The organism is Klebsiella sp. MS 92-3 (assembly GCF_000195655.1).
GTDB lineage: Bacteria > Pseudomonadota > Gammaproteobacteria > Enterobacterales > Enterobacteriaceae > Klebsiella > Klebsiella pneumoniae.
Window position 1 is genome coordinate 15,287 of record NZ_GL882803.1, and the last position, 17,841, is coordinate 33,127.

A 17,841-nucleotide genomic window follows, 5' to 3' on the forward strand; every position below is an offset into this window, starting at 1 on the left:
GGGTCGGCGTATTCGCCGACCAGGAAAAGGTCGCTTCCTTATCCGTTTTATAAGCCTGCTGTTCTCTCACCTGGCGGGCTTTCTTCGCTTCCGCTTCACGCTGCGCCATCAGCTTATCGATATATTCCTTTTTCACGCTGTTCGTTTCCGCATTGCTCAGCGGGCGGCCATGCGCAATACGCGCGCGGTCAAGCAGCGTTTTCAATTCGCGCTGTTCGCGCTCGGTCATCTCTTTTTGTGTAATACGGGGGAGTGCCATGGTGGTGCCCTCAGTCAGACCAGAGCACCCAGTGTACGGCAATGAATATTTTACTGATAGCCTGTATGGCAACTAAAGCAGGCACACGCCCGGGCCTGCGCCCGGACGTATCACGCTCAGCGCTTGTCGGCTTTTTTGGCGATGGGCTTTCCTGACCAGTACCCGGCCAGCAGCGAACCGGACAGGTTATGCCAGACGGAGAACAGCGCGCCCGGCAGCGCCGCCAGCGGGCCGAAGTAAATTTTACCCAGCGCGGCCGCCAGGCCGGAGTTCTGCATCCCCACCTCGATCGCCAGCGTACGGCAGGTGGATTCATCAAAACCAAACAGACGTCCGCCCCAGTACCCGCCAAGCAGACCAATAGTGTTATGCAGGATCACCGCGATAATCACCACCAGGCCGACGGAGGCGATATGGGCGGCGGAACCCGCCACCACCGCGCTGATGATCGCCAGAATGCACACCATCGAGAAGGCGGGCAGGAACGGCTCTACCGCTTTCACCGCCTTCGGCAGCAGATGATGGACAATCAGTCCCAGCGCGATAGGAATGACCACAATCTGCAGAATGCTGAGCAACATGCCCATGACGTCGACCTGAATATGCGCGTCGACGTACAGACGGGTGAGCAGCGGTGTCGCCACGACGCCGACGAGGGTGGAGACCGAGGAGATGGTCACCGACAGCGCCACATCCCCTTTGGCAAGAAAGATCATCACGTTGGAGGCGGTCCCGCTGGCGACGCTGCCGACCAGCACCATCCCGGCGGAAAGCTCCGGCGGCATATGAAACAGCAGCGCCAGCAGCCAGGCGGCGAGCGGCATCACCAGATAGTGCAGAAATATCCCCGCAGCGACCGGCGCCGGACGCGACAGGACGCGTTTGAAATCCTCCAGCTTCAGATGCACGCCCATACCGAACATGATCAGCATCAGCAGGGTGGTGACCCATGGGCCAATTGGGGTGAAGGTGGTGGGAGTGTAATAGGCCAGAACGGAGAGCAGCAGTGCCCATAACGGGAACAGCCGCGTCAGAGTTGCGAGCATGTTGTGTTCCTTGCGATACGCGAACCGGGCCGCGCCATCCCGATGGGCGGCGAGCAGGTCAGCTGGTTGTGTTGATGTTGTTATAAAAAAGCCGGGTTCGAGCCCGGCTATAGGTATTGTTTATCGTGCTAAGGAATTTTATTCAAACAAATTATGATGCAGCTTCTGCACAACCTTCTCCGCATCGTCGCCCGGCACCAGGAAGCACAGGTTGTGGCTGGAGGCGCCATAGCAGATCATGCGGATGTTAAACGGCTCGAGGACGCCAAAGACCTCTTTGCCGACGCCGCAGGCTTTCGACAGCTCATTGCCAATCAGGGCGACCAGCGCCAGATTTTCTTCCACTTCCACGCGGCACAGCGAAGAGAGCTCGGTCAGCAGCGCCTGGGTCAGCAGGGTATCGCCCGCAGAGGTCGAGCCGGTGGTGTCCATGGTCAGGGCCACGCTCACTTCGGAGGTGGTGATCAAATCAACTGAGATGTTATGGCGCGCCAGAATACCGAACACTTCGGCGAGGAAGCCGCGGGAGTGCAGCATATTCAGGCTGTGCAGCGTCAGCAGCGTTTGCCGGCGACGCAGCGCCAGCGCGCGGAACAGCGGCGGGTTCTCGGTGGTTTTACACACCAGCGTACCGCCCGCTTTAGGCTCTTTACTGGAACCGACAAACACCGGGATATCGCTGCGCACGGCAGGCAGCAGGGTTGCCGGATGCAGCACTTTGGCGCCAAAGGTGGCCATTTCCGCAGCCTCTTCAAAGGCGATGACGTCGATGCGTTTCGCCGCCGGCGCGACGCGCGGGTCGGTAGTATAGATCCCCGGGACATCGGTCCAGATATCGACGCGGGTGGCATTCAGCGCTTCGCCGAGCAGAGCGGCGGTATAATCGCTGCCGCCGCGGCCGAGGGTGGTGGTGCGGCCTTTCGCTTCGCTGCCGATAAAGCCTTGGGTCACCACCAGGCCTTCCGCCAGGCGCGGCGCCAGCTGCTGCTGGGTCAGTTCGGCGACGGCGGCGATGTCCGGTTCGGCGCGGCCAAAGCGATCGTTAGTGCGCAGCACTTTACGGGCGTCAAACCACTGCGCCTGAATACCGCGTTCACGTAGAATTTCCACAAACAGCAGGGTGGACATCAGTTCGCCATGGCTGACCAGTTCGTCGGTCAGGGCGGTTGAGGAGGCGAGCGCGGCGGCTTCCGCCAGCGTCGTGATATTTTCCAGCAAGCGCTCAATCTCTTCGCGGATCACGTTGGGATAACGCAAACGCTCCAGAATATTGAACTGGATCTGACGCAGAGCGTCCAGCTGGGAAAAACGTTCGGTGGGTTCCAGCCCTCCCGCTAAGGCCACCAGAATGTTGGTCACGCCGGCAGAGGCGGAGAGCACAACAATACGGGTATTGGCATCGAGCAGCGCCACATCGATGCTGCGGTTCATTGCGTCAAAATCAGCAACGCTGGTGCCGCCAAATTTGGCGACGACTAGATCTGTCATAACAACCTCGTGTCAGGGGGCCTGACTTATTAAAACGATTCCTGAGCACCGATCCTGGCAGGGGCTGGACGCCGCCGGATCGCAACAAAATGTCTTAATAAGCCAGGCCAAATTATTCAGCCATGGCACAAGGGAAGAGCGATAAACAGGGTGGCGCAGAGTGATAAACAACTACGATGTCACCCAGAAGTGCTCCACCTTGTAGACCCGACTCACCGCTTTGGGCGCTGAGGTGTTCGGGTATGAAACGCCCGACTGCGAACGTTTCTGGTGACAACCCAGGGGATTCAGCCCCTGTGGCCGGCGAGGAGCGTGACCAGACGCTCTTTCACCTCGGCGTTGCTCCCCCTCACGTATCTTCCCCGGACTGGTTCCTCCAATACGGTTACCTGGGCAACGCACCTCTTCTGGCAATTACTGACGTCTTTCACCTGGCCGGGGGAACAGGGACATTATATCCCCCGCGAATACCCTTTCGCTGTAGCGTGAAATGCGCGAGCAATAGATACCTACCAATACGTAAGCACTGCGGATATATAAAGGCTTAACGCCAGCTATGTCAACGCTGCGGTTATGCGGATTTTTCATGCCTCTGCGGCTAACAGAAAAAAGCCTTATGATAGCTATACTAATGGGGCTTTTTACTCCGTTTTGACCCGATTCCTGACCGGCGTCAGGGTCAAGTCACAAAAATCATCACAATTTTCCGTCACCGGCGCTACAATCGACCGAAGTCACAATCTCAAATCAGAAGAGTATTGCTAATGAAAAACATCAACCCAACGCAGACCTCTGCCTGGCAGGCATTACAGAAACACTTCGACGAAATGAAAGATATCACTATCAGCGAGCTTTTCGCCAAAGATAGCGACCGCTTTTCTAAATTTTCCGCGACGTTCGACGATCTGATGCTGGTGGACTTCTCCAAAAACCGCATCACTGAAGAGACGCTGGCTAAACTGCAGGATCTGGCGAAAGAGACTGACCTGGCGGGCGCTATCAAGTCGATGTTCTCAGGTGAGAAGATCAACCGCACCGAAGACCGCGCGGTACTGCACGTCGCGCTGCGTAACCGCAGCAATACGCCGATTGTGGTTGATGGCAAAGATGTGATGCCGGAAGTGAACGCTGTGCTGGAGAAGATGAAAACCTTCTCCGAAGCGATTATCTCCGGTAGCTGGAAAGGCTACACCGGCAAACCGATCACCGACGTGGTTAACATCGGTATCGGCGGCTCCGACCTCGGTCCTTTCATGGTGACCGAGGCGCTGCGTCCGTATAAAAACCACCTCAACATGCACTTTGTCTCTAACGTCGATGGCACCCATATCGCCGAAGTGCTGAAGAACGTGAATCCGGAAACGACTCTGTTCCTGGTGGCGTCCAAGACTTTCACTACCCAGGAAACCATGACCAACGCCCACAGCGCGCGCGACTGGTTCCTGGCAACCGCGGGCGACGACAAGCACGTGGCGAAACACTTCGCCGCGCTTTCCACCAACGCGAAAGCGGTTGGCGAGTTCGGCATCGACACCGCCAACATGTTCGAATTCTGGGACTGGGTTGGCGGCCGTTACTCCCTGTGGTCGGCGATTGGTCTGTCCATCATTCTCTCCGTGGGCTTCGACAACTTCGTTGAGCTGCTGTCCGGCGCGCATGCGATGGATAAGCACTTCTCCACCACTCCGGCGGAGAAAAACCTGCCGGTGCTGCTGGCGCTGATCGGCATCTGGTACAACAACTTCTTCGGTGCGGAAACCGAAGCGATTCTGCCGTACGACCAGTACATGCACCGCTTTGCCGCTTACTTCCAGCAGGGCAACATGGAGTCCAACGGTAAGTATGTTGACCGTAACGGCCACGCGGTAGACTACCAGACTGGCCCAATCATCTGGGGTGAGCCGGGCACCAACGGTCAGCACGCGTTCTACCAGCTGATCCACCAGGGCACCAAAATGGTACCGTGCGATTTCATCGCTCCGGCTATCACCCACAACCCGCTGTCTGACCACCATCAGAAACTGCTGTCTAACTTCTTCGCCCAGACCGAGGCCCTGGCCTTTGGTAAATCCCGCGAAGTGGTTGAGCAGGAATATCGCGATCAGGGTAAAGACCCGGCGACCCTGGAGCACGTGGTACCGTTCAAAGTGTTCGAAGGTAACCGCCCGACTAACTCCATCCTGCTGCGTGAGATCACCCCGTTCAGCCTCGGGGCGCTGATTGCCCTGTACGAGCACAAAATCTTCACCCAGGGCGCGATCCTCAACATCTTCACCTTTGACCAGTGGGGCGTTGAGCTGGGCAAACAGCTGGCTAACCGCATCCTGCCGGAGCTGAAAGACGGCAGCGAAGTTAGCAGCCACGACAGCTCTACTAACGGCCTGATTAACCGTTATAAAGCCTGGCGCGCATAACGCTTGCGCAGCTAAGACGGAATGCCGACCCTTTGGTCGGCATTTTTATTTATAGCCGCCGCAGCAGCCTCGCCGGATTCCCCGCCCACACGCCTTTCTCGGTAATGGACTTCGTTACCACGCTGCCCGCGCCTATCACCACCCCATCGCAGATGCTGACGGCCAGAATCGTGGCGCCGCTGCCGATCGACACGTCATCGCCAATCTCGATCCGCCCCCAGCTGGCGCGGTCGGCGTTTGGTTTACCCTCGCGAAACAGGTCGTTGGCAAACATCACGCCGTGACCGATAAAGCAGCGCTGGCCGATGGTGACGTACTCGCAGATAAAGGTATGGGATTGAATTTTACTGTTCGCGCCGATGCGGGTATTCCCCTGGATCTCAACGAACGGCCCGACGAAGACGTTATCGCCGAGCTGGCAATCATAGAGGTTGGCGGGCTGGTAAATAACGACATTTTCCCCACAAACGACGTTACGTACGCCGGTATCACGAAGCTCAGGCATAGTTCCTCTCAAATCGGTTTGGCCAGAATATGTAAGGTGCTTTGCTGGCTGGCGGAGTGGAAAATCGTGTCTCTGATGTGCTGCATCCCCTGGCGTTCGTAAAAACGGCGCGCGGCGGGATTCGCGGCGAGTACTTCCAGCCACAGCCAACTTTCACCGGCCGTTTTTGCTCGCGTCTCGACGGCGTGAAAAATATGCTCGCCGTAGCGGTGGCCAGTCTTCCCCGGCATCAGGTAGAGCTTATGCAGCAGCGTACCAATCTTGCCGTCGTCAGCCATTCGCTGCTGATAGCTATATTTAGCGAAACCAACAGGAGAGGGGGCTTCGGCGATGAGCCAGTGTTGGGTCGCATCCGCAAGACTCCGACGTAGCGCATCTTCGGCATATTCTTGCTTAAGAAATAACGCCAGTTCATCGGCATCGCGCCAGAGATGAGCAAAGTGGTGATGATAGCTGGCATAGCCCATCGCGCTAAGCTGGGGCGCGTCCTCGGGACATGCCTGTCGAATAGTTAACATGCTGCGTTCCTCGCGTCGTTCTGCGGCTATATTGCCTGTAAAGTGAACAATGTGGAACGACAAAAATCGGTGGGAGAAGGCTGGAGGCGCTCCCTCCAGCCTGGGGGTTAGCGGGCGAAAGCGATCGCTTCGATTTCGACGCCGGCATCTTTCGGTAACCTTGCCACCTCCACACAGGAGCGCGCCGGAAAGGCCGCCTGGTGTTCGATAAAGAAGGCCTCGTAGGCGGCATTGATGGCGGCAAAATCCGCCAGGTCTTTGACAAACACCGTAGTTTTAACGATCTGCCCGACCGTGAGTCCGGCGGCTTCGACGATGGCTTTCACGTTCTCCAGTGATTGCCGCGCCTGTTCGGCGATATCGCCTGGCATGGTGCCGTCCAGCGGATTAATCGGCAGCTGACCGGAGGTGATGGTCATCGCGCCGAGATTGACGCCCTGCACGTACGGGCCGATAGCGGCAGGCGCGTCAGCGGTGGTAATAATCATACGGTTTATCCTTCAAACGGTTACATAAAATAATTTAACAACACCAGCGAGCCGACGCCGCTCACTACCACCCACACCAGACCTAAACGGAAGCTGGCGAGCGTGCAGATGATGGCGGCGATCACCTTCGGATTTTTTAAGTCGAACTCCATGCTGGAATTCACGCTCAGGATCTGAATGGTGATGATGGCCGGCAGAACGGTGACCGGCACGAAGCGTAGCGTTTTGGTCACCCGCTCGGACATCTGGATCTTGCCGGCCAGGCCGATAAACGAGAAACGGATGAGAAAAGTCACCGCGGCCATGCCCAGCGTCAGGGCGATAAAATAGCTATTACTCATTTTCCATCGCCTCCACTAACGGCATATCGGATTCGGTTTTTGCCATCTGCTTGCGCTCTTCCGCCAGGTCGACGCACAGGCCGGCGAGGACGCCAAGCACTGAGGCGACGACGATACCCAGCGAATAGGGTAGGACCACTAACAGCACGCCGGAAACGGCGGCTACAACCGCGGCGACGGTGCAGGCCTGGCTTTTAATTTGCGGCACCACGATGGCGATAAAGGCGGCGACCATGGCGAAATCGAGACCGTATTTCTCAATGTGGGGAAACGAGGCGCCGACCAGCGCGCCAAGAAAATCAGCCAGCACCCAAATCGCCCAGAAGGTAATCATCGCCGAACCATAAAACAGATATTTTTCCTTTTTATTTCCTTCCATCTCTTTGACGGTGGTGGCATACACCTCGTCGGTGAGCGCATAGGACATAAAGCATTTTTTAAAGAATGAAGCTTCACGCACGCTGCCGGAAATAGAGGCGCTATACAGCACGTGGCGAAGATTGATAATTAATGTGGTGAAAATAATCACGCCGAGCGTGGCGCCGGTTTTTAACATATTCAGTGCCAGCATTTGCGCCGAGCCGGCAATGACGATCGCCGACCACGCCGTACTCTGCCAGACGCTCATGCCCGCGCTAACGCTTAATGCGCCGACAATAAATGAAAATGGAAAGTCGCCGATGCATAGGGGCATAATAGCGCTGGCGCCGCGGAAGATGACTTTTTTATTCATCTGCTATACCTGCTAATTTATAAATAATAGTGTGGGTAGAGTACGTTAATCGGGACCTGCTCTTTCAGGTCCGTGAAATGGTATTATTTAGCGACCATAATGCTGATAATTTCTTTATCGGTGAGAGTCATTGGTTTAATCACCAGACGGCACAGGTTATTAATAGTCTGCTCGACATCGGCGCAGACAATACCGTCATTGGCGCCAGCGCAGCTATTTTGCATGGCCATTAGTACCGCCTTAAAGGCGCTGGATACCACTGACGAGACTTTCATCGCGCAGCTGTTGGAAGCGCCATCACAAATCATGCCGGTAATATCGCTGACCATATTAATAATTGCGGTATTAATGGTGTTGATATCGCGGGTAAACAGCCAGGCCATACCGGCGGCGGCGCCCATAGCGGCGGTTGAGGCTGCGCATAGCGCAGATAAGCGCGTATAACGAGAATGAATTGAGATGGCAGTGAGATGAGAGAGAGACAAAGCGCGAGCCAGGGTCTCTTCATCGACGCCAAGATGCTCTGCAACCACCACTACCGGCATGGTTGCTGTAATGCCCTGATTGCCTGAGCCGAAGTTTGACATCGCTACCACCGGCGCGCCGCCCATGCGGGCATCTGAAGCGGCGACGGTGTTGATGATCACCTTGCTTAACAGATCGTTGCTCATCAGGCCGTTTTTCACTGCGTCAGAAAAGGTACCGTTAATGTTCAGGCCATATTTTTTTGTTTTGCCTTCTGCCGCCAGCGCGGAGTTTAAGCGCGCGGCGTCGAGAATAAAGCGAATATCATTAAAGTCGACGCGATTAATAAATTCGTAAGCCTGTTGTAGCGAGAAAGTGGGCAGCGTTTCGCGCTGGGTGTGCGTATTCTGTTTTTCGCTTAATGGCTGCGGCTGGCCATTAATATAAAGTTCGACCACGTTGGTGTGGGTTCCTTTGACCACGACACGACAGCAATTCTCGCCAGCAGAGAGGGTTAGATCGAGATGAATAAAATCCGGAGTCTCTTCGACGGCAATATCAACGGCGTTATTGGCGATCAGCTTCTGCGCCATTTCAACGTGTCGCGGAGTGATATCTTCCAGCGTTTTTAATCCCTTTTGCGGGTCGCCGCCAAATGCGCCAATTGCGGCTGCCAGCGGTACACCGCAAACGGTGGTGCCGGGTATGGTGACGCCCATCGCGTTTTTATAAAGATTGGCGGAAATAAAACCGCTAATTTTAGTGCAAGGCTGATCCAGATATTGTGCGGCGTAGGCGGCCGCGAAGGAAATAGCGACGGGTTCAGTACAACCTAAAGCCGGGGCGACCTCTTGTTTGAGCCATTTTACGTACAGGGAAGCGTTATCGGTGTTCATAATGATTTAATGTCCAAAATTAAATTTTATTCAGCTGCGATAATGCTAAAAAAAAAAAAAAAAAAAAACTTACCCTAATAACCATAAAAAGACTGTGGTTTGGAGAAAAATTTTATCTTACGGGAGGTTTTAAGATACACCTGTTTCTAAAAGTAAACTTTTTATATTTCAGTTAGTTGGGCTGATTCGTTCTAAGCGTAATGGATGATTTTGTTAATCTGCTCACAGCGTTGCTGGAAGGACAATTTTCTCTTGTTCGTACTTTTCGAATCAATAGCCCGGAGATAGCGTAAGACGAAGGAATCATAGGTAGATCTGGATCACACTTTTGCGCTATACAGATCGACAACGTTCATGCATTTGAGGTGTCACTATGCCGTCGGTATATCGTCCGCTGGTTAATTTCGTTGCGAAGGCCATGCAGGCCGTGCTGAATCTGGCACTGCTGTGCCTGGGAATTATTCTGGTGGTGTTCCTGGGAAAGGAGACCCTGCATCTGGCGCACGTACTGTTTACGCCGGAGCCGGTGAGTAAGTACAAGCTGGTCGAAGGGCTGGTGGTCTATTTTCTCTACTTTGAGTTTATCGCGCTGATTGTTAAATATTTTGAATCCGGTTTTCACTTTCCACTGCGCTATTTCGTCTATATCGGTATTACCGCGATTGTGCGGCTTATTATCGTCGATCATGAGTCGCCGCTGGCGGTGCTTATTTACTCCGCGGCGATCCTGATCCTGGTGATTACGCTCTGGCTGTGTAACTCCAATCGCCTGAAACGCGAATAAAAAAAAGCGGCCTCCAGGGCCGCCGACCAACAGTCACAAATAGAATTTATGTAGGGTCCAGTTGAGGATAGCAGTGGCATTGACCTTACTTTTTCAGCTGAGGGCGACGGCGACAATACCCGGTTGGGGTCGTGTATTGCGGCTAGACCGTCGGCCCTCCTCTGAAATTTGGGGCCGGTGTTACAAAAAAAATTAACCTTTCACTCCACCCGCCGTCAGGCCATTAACCAGCCAGCGCTGCGCCAGCAGGAAGACAACCGTGATCGGAATGGCGGAGAGCACCGCCGCGGCGGCAAAGTCGCCCCACAGATAGTTCTGCGGGTTGAGATACTGTTGCATACCTACCGCCAGGGTATAGCTGTTCACATCGCGCAGCAGTAGCGAGGCGACCGGCACTTCGGTGATGGCCGCGATGAACGACAGAATAAACACGACTGCCAGAATCGGCACCGACAGCGGCAGCAGCACCAGACGGAAAGCCTGCCATGGGGTCGCGCCATCCAGCGCCGCCGCTTCTTCCAGCGAGCCATCGATGGTTTCGAAGTAGCCTTTAATCGTCCAGACGTGCAGCGCGATACCGCCCATGTAGGCAAAGATGACGCCGCCGTGGGTGTTGAGGCCGACGAACGGGATGTACTGGCCCAGGCGGTCAAACAACGCGTACAGGGCAACCAGCGACAGCACCGCCGGGAACATCTGGAAAATCAGCATCCCTTTCAGCAGGGTCGCTTTCCCCGGGAAGCGCATACGGGCGAAAGCGTAGGCGCAGGTGGTGGAGAGAGCGACGATACCGATCGCGGTGATCCCGGCGACCTTAATCGAGTTCCACAGCCACAGCAGGACCGGGAACGGCGGCGGCGTGACGCGGCCATCGGCGTGTTCGACGCTGAAGCCTAACGCCAGACGCCAGTGCTCCCAGGAGATGGTATCCGGGATCAGGCTGCCGGTGGCGAAGTTACCCTCGCGCAGCGAGATGGCGATAACCATCAGCAGCGGAAACATAATCGCGGCGATAAAAATCAGTAGCAGGAGATGCGTGGTAAATAAACGTAGCTTCTGCGATTTGGGTTGGACCATAGCCATTATCGTTATCTCCCTTAATCAAACTTCATGCGCGTGGCTTTCAGATTCACAATCGCTAACGCGCCAACCAGCAGGAAGATAAGCGTTGCGATAGCCGCCGCCAGGCCGAAGTCCTGACCGCCGCCGCCTTCAAAGGCGATGCGATAGGTGTAGCTCACCAGCAGGTCGGTATAACCGGCCGGGGTGGTGGTGCCGAGACGGTCCGGACCGCCGTTGGTCAACAATTGAATCAGGACGAAGTTGTTAAAGTTAAAGGCGAAGCTGGCGATCATCAGCGGCGTTAGCGGCTTAATCAGCAGCGGGAAGGTAATTTTAAAGAAGTTCTGGAACGGGCCGGCGCCATCCATTGCCGACGCTTCGTACAGATCGTCCGGAATCGCCTTCAGCAGCCCCATGCACAGGATCATCATGTACGGGTAGCCCAGCCAGGTGTTGACGATGATGATCATGGTGCGCGCGGTGGTCGGGTCGCTAAACCAGGCCGGCTTAATGCCGAACAGCGTGCTGAGCATCATGTTGATTTCACCAAAGCTCTGGTTGAACAGCCCTTTGAAAATCAGAATCGAAATAAACGACGGTACGGCGTACGGCAGAATCAGCAGGACGCGATAAATCGCTTTGCCTTTCAGCGCTTCCCACTGCACCAGGCAGGCGAGGATCATCCCCACCGCGACGGTCAGCACCACGGTCAGCACCGAGAACACCACCGTCCAGACGAAGATCGCGAAGAACGGTTTCTGAATGCCTTCATCGTGGAAGACGCGGGTAAAGTTGTCCCAGCCGATAGTCACAGTGTAGCCCGGGCTCAGCTTCTCATTGCCCCAGCTGCCGTCGGCGTTAATTGACTGGTAGAAGCCGACGTCGTTGTTCGGGCGGTATTTAACGTGGGTCTGATTGTTGGTCAGTACCCCGTCTTCGCCGAGGGTATACAGAGGCTGGGTACCGGAGAACTGGCGCAGGGAGCTCATGATGACTTTGCTGTCATCCGGCAGCACAGCGGTCAGCTGGTTCAGCGCGGTGCGATTCTGGGTAATCACGCGCAGGTTGGCGCGCTCGCCTTCCGGCAGGGCGTCGGTTTCTTTTAACGCCAGCTTCTGCTCGCCGCCAAATTTAAAGGCGTCAGAAAGGTAGTTTTTACCGCTTTCGCCGTCGGTCAGCGCCAGCTTCCACTCGTCACCCGCCGGGATCAGCGTGAAATTATAGGCTTTGCCGGCCTGGAAGGAACGATCCATCAGCACCTGCTGCGCACGCTCAAAGGTCAGCTGGTTGGTGCTACTGTAGTTGGTAAACGCGATAGCGATAGTGCAGATCAGCGGAAACAGGACAAACAGGCCCATGCCGGCGAGGCCGGGATAAACATAGCGCCAGGCATAAGCCTTGCGATTAGCGAAAATATACAGGCCAACTGAGCTTAAAATCAGCGTCATGATGGCGAACAGGTACTCCCCCTGGGCGTACATCAAAACAACAAGGTAACCCACCAGCAGGCACAGTAAGCCAATCACAGACCATGTGAGTTGCGGGCTTTGCCACCAGTGTCTCTTTTTAACGGCATCCATGGGGATCATCCTCTACAGCGGTGAAAACTTATTTGTCAGGTGGCGCTTCGCTTACCTGACCTACGGTCCGAGCCGTAGTGGTAGGGGGGGGGGGGGGGGGGGGCGCGCCCCCCCCCCCCACCCCGCCGTTTTCTTACTTAGTGATACGGCTCTGTGCATCTTTCAGCGCAGCATCGACAGTCTGGCGACCGCTGGCGGCGTTGATAACCGCGGTACGAACGGCATACCAGAAGGCAGACATCTGCGGGATGTTAGGCATGATTTCGCCTTTCTGGGCGTTCGCCATGGTGGCAGCGATGCGCGGATCTTTTTCCAGTTTTTCCTGGAAGGATTTCAGCGCCACGGCACCCAGCGGTTTGTCGTTGTTAACGGCTTCCAGACCCTGATCGGTCATCAGGTAGTTTTCGAGGAACTCTTTGGCCAGCTCTTTGTTCGGGCTGGCGGCGTTGATCCCCGCGCTCAGCACGCCAACGAACGGCTTCGATGGTTTGCCTTTAAAGGTTGGCAGCAGGGTCACGCCGTAGTTAACCTTGCTCTTATCGATGTTAGACCACGCCCACGGACCGTTGATGGTCATCGCGGTTTCGCCTTTGTTGAAGGCCGCTTCCGCGATGGAGTAGTCGGTGTCGGCATTCATGTGCTTGTTCTTGATCAGGTCAACCAGGAAGGTCAGGCCCGCTTTCGCGCCTGCGCTGTCCACGCCGACGTCTTTCACATCGTACTTGCCGTTTTCAAACTTGAACGCGTATCCGCCGTCGGCAGCGATCAGCGGCCAGGTGAAGTACGGTTCCTGCAGGTTGAACATCAGCGCGCTCTTACCTTTCGCTTTCAGTTCTTTATCCAGCGCCGGGATCTCTTCCCAGGTCTTCGGCGGGTTCGGCACCAGGTCTTTGTTGTAAATCAGGGACAGGGCTTCGACTGCGATCGGGTAGGCGATCAGTTTGCCGTTATAGCGAACCGCATCCCAGGTGAACGGATAGAGTTTGTCCTGGAACGCTTTGTCCGGGGTGATTTCCGCCAGCAGGCCCGACTGCGCGTAGCCGCCGAAACGGTCATGCGCCCAGAAGATGATGTCCGGGCCGTCGCCGGTCGCCGCAACCTGCGGGAATTTCTCTTCCAGCTTGTCCGGGTGTTCTACGGAAACTTTAATGCCGGTGTCTTTTTCAAACTTTTTACCCACTTCAGCGAGGCCGTTGTAGCCTTTGTCGCCGTTAATCCAGATAACCAGCTTACCTTCTTCAATTTTTGCGAGGGCAGAGGCGGAAAACATCATCGTGGTCAGTGCCGACAGCGCGAGGATGCGAGCGCCAGTTTTGATTTTCATATACCCGTCCTTTTTGGTGTTGTACTCGTGGATACACTTCGGTGGCTTAACGATGATGAGTTTCCTTTTTTAACAACCCCTTTCCATCCTCCCCAGGTCTACGCCCCACCCGCTGGTTGTGTGATCTCCATTGCAAAAACGGCCGTATTGCGTCCTGGAGCACAGAAAAAAGCGCCCAATTTTGTCGCCTCCATCACGAAATCACGCTCCGCCCGCCATCCCCCGCGGCGAGAGCCAATCTCTCATCCTCCCATCTCCTCCCCCATAAAAAAGCCGGGGGGTGGAGGATTTGCCTGCGTAATGAATGCCGCATAGTCGACCCATCTTGAATGTGACTGTTAGTGACAGGTTGTAACGAAGGGAGAAGGGCATGGCGAGCGTACAGCTGCGAAATGTAACGAAAGCCTGGGGTGACGTGGTGGTATCGAAAGATATCAATCTCGATATCCACGAAGGGGAATTCGTCGTGTTTGTCGGGCCATCGGGCTGCGGCAAATCTACCCTGCTGCGTATGATTGCCGGGTTAGAAACTATTACCAGCGGGGACCTGTTTATCGGTGACACCCGCATGAACGAGATCCCACCGGCAGAACGCGGCGTTGGGATGGTATTCCAGTCTTATGCACTCTATCCCCACCTTTCCGTTGCGGAAAATATGTCGTTTGGCCTGAAGCTGGCCGGCGCGAAAAAAGATCTGATTAACCAGCGGGTGACTCAGGTTGCGGAAGTGCTGCAGCTGGCCCATCTGCTGGAGCGTAAACCGAAAGCCCTCTCCGGCGGTCAGCGCCAGCGCGTGGCGATTGGTCGTACGCTGGTGGCAGAGCCAAGCGTTTTCCTGCTGGATGAGCCGCTTTCCAACCTCGATGCCGCCCTGCGCGTCCAGATGCGTATCGAAATCTCCCGTCTGCATAAGCGACTGGGCCGCACCATGATCTATGTCACCCACGATCAGGTGGAAGCGATGACCCTCGCCGACAAGATCGTGGTCCTCGACGCCGGCCGTGTGGCGCAGGTTGGGAAACCGCTGGAGCTCTATCACTATCCGGCTGACCGCTTCGTTGCCGGCTTCATTGGTTCACCGAAGATGAACTTCCTGCCGGTCAAAGTCACCGCGACGGCTATCGATCAGGTGCAGGTTGAACTGCCGAACCGTCAGCAAATCTGGCTACCGGTGGACAGCGCCAACGTGCAGGCGGGCGCCAATATGTCCTTAGGTATTCGACCGGAGCATTTACTGCCCAGCGATATCGCCGATGTAACCCTTGAAGGCGAGGTCCAGGTCGTCGAACAGCTCGGTCACGAAACGCAAATTCATATCCAGATCCCCGCCATCCGTCAGAACCTGGTTTACCGCCAGAACGACGTGGTGTTGGTAGAAGAGGGAGCCACATTCGCTATCGGTTTGCCGCCAGAACGTTGCCATTTATTCCGTGAGGATGGCACCGCTTGTCGTCGGCTGCATAAAGAGCCGGGCGTGTAAGGCTTCCCATTAAAAAAGCGCGAACCCGGCTGGCGATATACCGGCGAAGCGTGCAAAGAAAAGCAATGATCTCAGGAGATAGAATGATGATTACTCTGCGCAAACTTCCTCTGGCGGTCGCCGTCGCAGCAGGCGTGATGTCTGCTCAGGCGCTGGCTGTCGATTTCCATGGCTACGCGCGTTCCGGCATTGGCTGGACCGGCAGCGGCGGCGAGCAACAGTGCTTCAAAGCGACCGGCGCTCAAAGTAAATACCGTCTTGGTAACGAATGTGAAACCTATGCGGAACTGAAGCTGGGCCAGGAGCTGTGGAAGGAAGGGGATAAGAGTTTTTATTTCGATACTAACGTTGCCTATTCCGTGAATCAGGAAGATGACTGGGAAAGCACCTCTCCGGCGTTCCGTGAAGCCAACATCCAGGGTAAAAACCTGATCGACTGGCTGCCGGGCTCCACGCTGTGGGCGGGTAAACGCTTCTATCAGCGTCATGACGTTCACATGATCGACTTCTACTACTGGGATATCTCCGGCCCGGGTGCAGGTCTGGAAAACGTTGACCTTGGCTTCGGTAAGCTCTCTCTGGCCGCTACCCGTAACTCAGAAAGCGGCGGCTCTTATACTTTCTCCAGCGATGACACCAAAAAATATGCTGCGAAAACTGCCAACGACGTCTTTGATATCCGTCTGGCGGGTCTGGAAACCAACCCGGGCGGCGTGCTGGAGTTAGGGGTCGATTACGGCCGTGCTAACCCGCAGGATGACTATCGCCTGGAAGACGGCGCGTCGAAAGACGGCTGGATGTGGACCGGTGAACATACTCAGTCTATCTGGGGCGGCTTCAACAAGTTTGTGGTTCAGTACGCCACTGACGCAATGACCTCCTGGAACAGCGGCCACTCTCAGGGGACCAGCATCGATAACAACGGCAGCATGATCCGCGTTCTGGATCACGGCGCGATGGACTTCAACGATGACTGGGGCCTGATGTACGTGGCAATGTACCAGGACGTGGATCTGGACAGCAAGAACGGTTCTACCTGGTACACCGTGGGTGTCCGTCCGATGTACAAATGGACGCCGATCATGAGCACCCAGCTGGAAATCGGTTACGACAACGTGAAATCCCAGCGTACCAGCGAAAACAACAACCAGTACAAAATTACTCTGGCTCAACAGTGGCAGGCAGGCAACAGCGTCTGGTCTCGTCCGGCTATCCGTATCTTCGCAACCTACGCGAAGTGGGATGAAAACTGGGGCTACAGCAACACCTCCGGTCTGCAGACGAAAGACAGCAGCGGAAGCGGCGCTTTCACCTCCAGCCGCGGTGACGACAGCGAAGTTACCTTCGGTGCCCAGATGGAAGTGTGGTGGTAATACCGTCCGCAGGACGGGTGTAACCTGGGAGGGGCGTCAGCCCCTCCTGATTATTCAGGGTTAGCGCGCTATTGCCTGGCTACCGCTAAACCGATGCTATCCAAGGTGAGAAGAATGAAAATGAAGAAAACTCTCGTCGCTCTGTGTTTATCCGCAGGGATGTTGGCATGCGTGCCGGGGATGAGCCTTGCCGATGTTAACTTTGTACCGCAGAACACCAGCGCCGCGCCGGCTATTCCAGCCAGCGCGCTGCAGCAGCTGATCTGGACGCCTGCCGATCAATCAAAGACGCAGAGCGTTGATTTAACCACCGGCGGTCAACGCCTGGATGTCCCGGGGATCGTCGGACCGGTCGCCGCCTGGAGCGTGCCGGCCAATATCGGTGAGCTGACCCTGACGCTCGACAGCGAACTGAACAAACATAAGCAGATTTTTGCGCCGAACGTGCTGATTCTCGACCAGAACATGACGCCCGCGGCGTTCTTCCCCAGCAATTACTTTACCTATCAGCAGCCGGGCGTGATGACCGCTGACCGCCTGGGCGGCGTGATGCGCCTGACCCCGGCGCTGGGCCAGCAAAAGCTCTATGTGCTGGTGTTTACCACTGAAAAAGATCTCCAGCAGACCACGACCCTGCTGGATCCGGCGAAAGCCTATGCCAAAGGCGCCGGCAATGCGGCCCCGGATATCCCGGATCCGATCGCTAAACATACCACCGATGGCGTGCTGAAGCTGAAAGTGAAAACTAATAGCACTTCCAGCGTGCTGGTAGGGCCGCTGTTCGGCTCCTCCGGCCCGGGTCCGGTAACCGTCGGCAACACCGCGGCGCCGGTAGCCGCGCCAGCCGCCGCCGCGGCGCCGGCCGCCAAAAGCGAACCGATGCTCAGCGATACCGAAACCTACTTCAACAATGGTATTAAGCAGGCGGTGAAACAAGGTGACATCGACAAAGCCCTGAAATTGATGAACGAAGCTGAGCGCCTCGGCTCGAAATCCGCTCGTTCCACCTTTATCAGCAGTGTAAAAGGCAAGGGGTAATCGTCTCCCCACAATGCTGATGTTTAGGCACAGCCTTTAGGGGGGGC

Annotated in this window: 17 protein-coding genes and 1 riboswitch; of the genes, 5 read left to right on the forward strand and 12 right to left on the reverse strand. The window is 55.8% G+C overall.

Going from position 1 to position 17,841, the window contains the following annotated elements:
• From HMPREF9538_RS14990 to lysC, 3 genes are all read right to left on the reverse strand, one after another.
• On the reverse strand, positions 1 to 259 hold a 259-nt coding region (locus HMPREF9538_RS14990), incomplete at its 3' end, for a DUF3811 domain-containing protein (protein ID WP_009484991.1).
• A gap of 116 nt (positions 260 to 375) precedes the next feature.
• Positions 376 to 1,305, reverse strand: coding sequence for a ketopantoate/pantoate/pantothenate transporter PanS (panS, locus tag HMPREF9538_RS14985; protein ID WP_009484992.1), 930 nt, complete (start codon positions 1,303 to 1,305; stop codon positions 376 to 378).
• 138 nt (positions 1,306 to 1,443) lie between these two features.
• Positions 1,444 to 2,793, reverse strand: coding sequence for a lysine-sensitive aspartokinase 3 (lysC, locus tag HMPREF9538_RS14980; RefSeq protein ID WP_004146591.1), 1,350 nt, complete (start codon positions 2,791 to 2,793; stop codon positions 1,444 to 1,446).
• 179 nt (positions 2,794 to 2,972) lie between these two features.
• A riboswitch (Lysine riboswitch) is annotated at positions 2,973 to 3,208 on the reverse strand.
• Positions 3,209 to 3,557: 349 nt separating this feature from the next.
• On the opposite strand from lysC, the gene pgi reads away from it, so the two are divergent.
• Positions 3,558 to 5,207: a glucose-6-phosphate isomerase gene (gene pgi / locus HMPREF9538_RS14975; RefSeq protein WP_009484993.1), complete on the forward strand. Its 1,650-nt coding sequence runs from the start codon at positions 3,558 to 3,560 to the stop codon at positions 5,205 to 5,207.
• Positions 5,208 to 5,256: 49 nt separating this feature from the next.
• Here pgi and HMPREF9538_RS14970 read toward each other — a convergent pair whose 3' ends face one another.
• From HMPREF9538_RS14970 to HMPREF9538_RS14945, 6 genes are all read right to left on the reverse strand, one after another.
• Positions 5,257 to 5,712: an acyltransferase gene (locus HMPREF9538_RS14970; protein WP_004177857.1), complete on the reverse strand. Its 456-nt coding sequence runs from the start codon at positions 5,710 to 5,712 to the stop codon at positions 5,257 to 5,259.
• An 8-nt stretch (positions 5,713 to 5,720) separates the two neighbouring features.
• On the reverse strand, positions 5,721 to 6,230 hold the full coding sequence (locus HMPREF9538_RS14965) for a GNAT family N-acetyltransferase (protein WP_004153543.1): 510 nt from the start codon (positions 6,228 to 6,230) through the stop codon (positions 5,721 to 5,723).
• A 107-nt stretch (positions 6,231 to 6,337) separates the two neighbouring features.
• Positions 6,338 to 6,718, reverse strand: a complete 381-nt coding sequence (locus HMPREF9538_RS14960) for a Rid family detoxifying hydrolase (protein ID WP_002884637.1) — start codon at positions 6,716 to 6,718, stop codon at positions 6,338 to 6,340.
• 20 nt (positions 6,719 to 6,738) lie between these two features.
• Complete coding sequence (locus HMPREF9538_RS14955) at positions 6,739 to 7,059, reverse strand: AzlD domain-containing protein (protein WP_004177855.1); 321 nt, start codon at positions 7,057 to 7,059, stop codon at positions 6,739 to 6,741.
• Positions 7,052 to 7,792 carry an AzlC family ABC transporter permease gene (locus HMPREF9538_RS14950; RefSeq protein WP_002884644.1) on the reverse strand — a complete coding sequence of 247 codons (741 nt, stop codon included), beginning with the start codon at positions 7,790 to 7,792 and terminating at the stop codon, positions 7,052 to 7,054. Before HMPREF9538_RS14950 ends, HMPREF9538_RS14955 begins: the two co-directional genes overlap by 8 nt.
• Positions 7,793 to 7,875: 83 nt before the next feature.
• A complete protein-coding gene (locus tag HMPREF9538_RS14945) occupies positions 7,876 to 9,153 on the reverse strand; it encodes a serine dehydratase subunit alpha family protein (protein WP_009484994.1) in 1,278 nt (425 codons plus the stop codon).
• A gap of 373 nt (positions 9,154 to 9,526) precedes the next feature.
• On the opposite strand from HMPREF9538_RS14945, the gene psiE reads away from it, so the two are divergent.
• Positions 9,527 to 9,937, forward strand: a complete 411-nt coding sequence (gene psiE, locus HMPREF9538_RS14940) for a phosphate-starvation-inducible protein PsiE (protein WP_002884721.1) — start codon at positions 9,527 to 9,529, stop codon at positions 9,935 to 9,937.
• A 192-nt stretch (positions 9,938 to 10,129) separates the two neighbouring features.
• On the opposite strand, the gene malG is transcribed toward psiE, so the two are convergent.
• The 3 genes from malG to malE form a co-directional block, all read right to left on the reverse strand.
• Positions 10,130 to 11,020, reverse strand: a complete 891-nt coding sequence (gene malG, locus HMPREF9538_RS14935; RefSeq protein ID WP_002884725.1) for a maltose ABC transporter permease MalG — start codon at positions 11,018 to 11,020, stop codon at positions 10,130 to 10,132.
• A 14-nt stretch (positions 11,021 to 11,034) separates the two neighbouring features.
• The gene (gene malF, locus HMPREF9538_RS14930; RefSeq protein WP_002884726.1) at positions 11,035 to 12,579 is read right to left on the reverse strand and encodes a maltose ABC transporter permease MalF; all 1,545 of its coding nucleotides are present in this window, start codon (positions 12,577 to 12,579) and stop codon (positions 11,035 to 11,037) included.
• A 133-nt stretch (positions 12,580 to 12,712) separates the two neighbouring features.
• Positions 12,713 to 13,903 (reverse strand): maltose/maltodextrin ABC transporter substrate-binding protein MalE, encoded by a 1,191-nt coding sequence (gene malE, locus HMPREF9538_RS14925; protein ID WP_002884740.1) that lies wholly within the window; start codon positions 13,901 to 13,903, stop codon positions 12,713 to 12,715.
• A 370-nt stretch (positions 13,904 to 14,273) separates the two neighbouring features.
• Here malE and malK point away from each other — a divergent pair, with 370 nt between their 5' ends.
• The 3 genes from malK (at position 14,274) to malM (ending at position 17,794) form a co-directional block, all read left to right on the forward strand.
• Positions 14,274 to 15,383 carry a maltose/maltodextrin ABC transporter ATP-binding protein MalK gene (malK, locus tag HMPREF9538_RS14920; protein ID WP_002884743.1) on the forward strand — a complete coding sequence of 370 codons (1,110 nt, stop codon included), beginning with the start codon at positions 14,274 to 14,276 and terminating at the stop codon, positions 15,381 to 15,383.
• A gap of 83 nt (positions 15,384 to 15,466) precedes the next feature.
• Positions 15,467 to 16,756 carry a maltoporin gene (locus HMPREF9538_RS14915; RefSeq protein WP_002884747.1) on the forward strand — a complete coding sequence of 430 codons (1,290 nt, stop codon included), beginning with the start codon at positions 15,467 to 15,469 and terminating at the stop codon, positions 16,754 to 16,756.
• 114 nt (positions 16,757 to 16,870) lie between these two features.
• Entirely contained in the window at positions 16,871 to 17,794 is a 924-nt protein-coding gene (malM, locus tag HMPREF9538_RS14910) for a maltose operon protein MalM (RefSeq protein WP_004151749.1), read from the forward strand.
• Positions 17,795 to 17,841 lie beyond the last annotated feature (47 nt).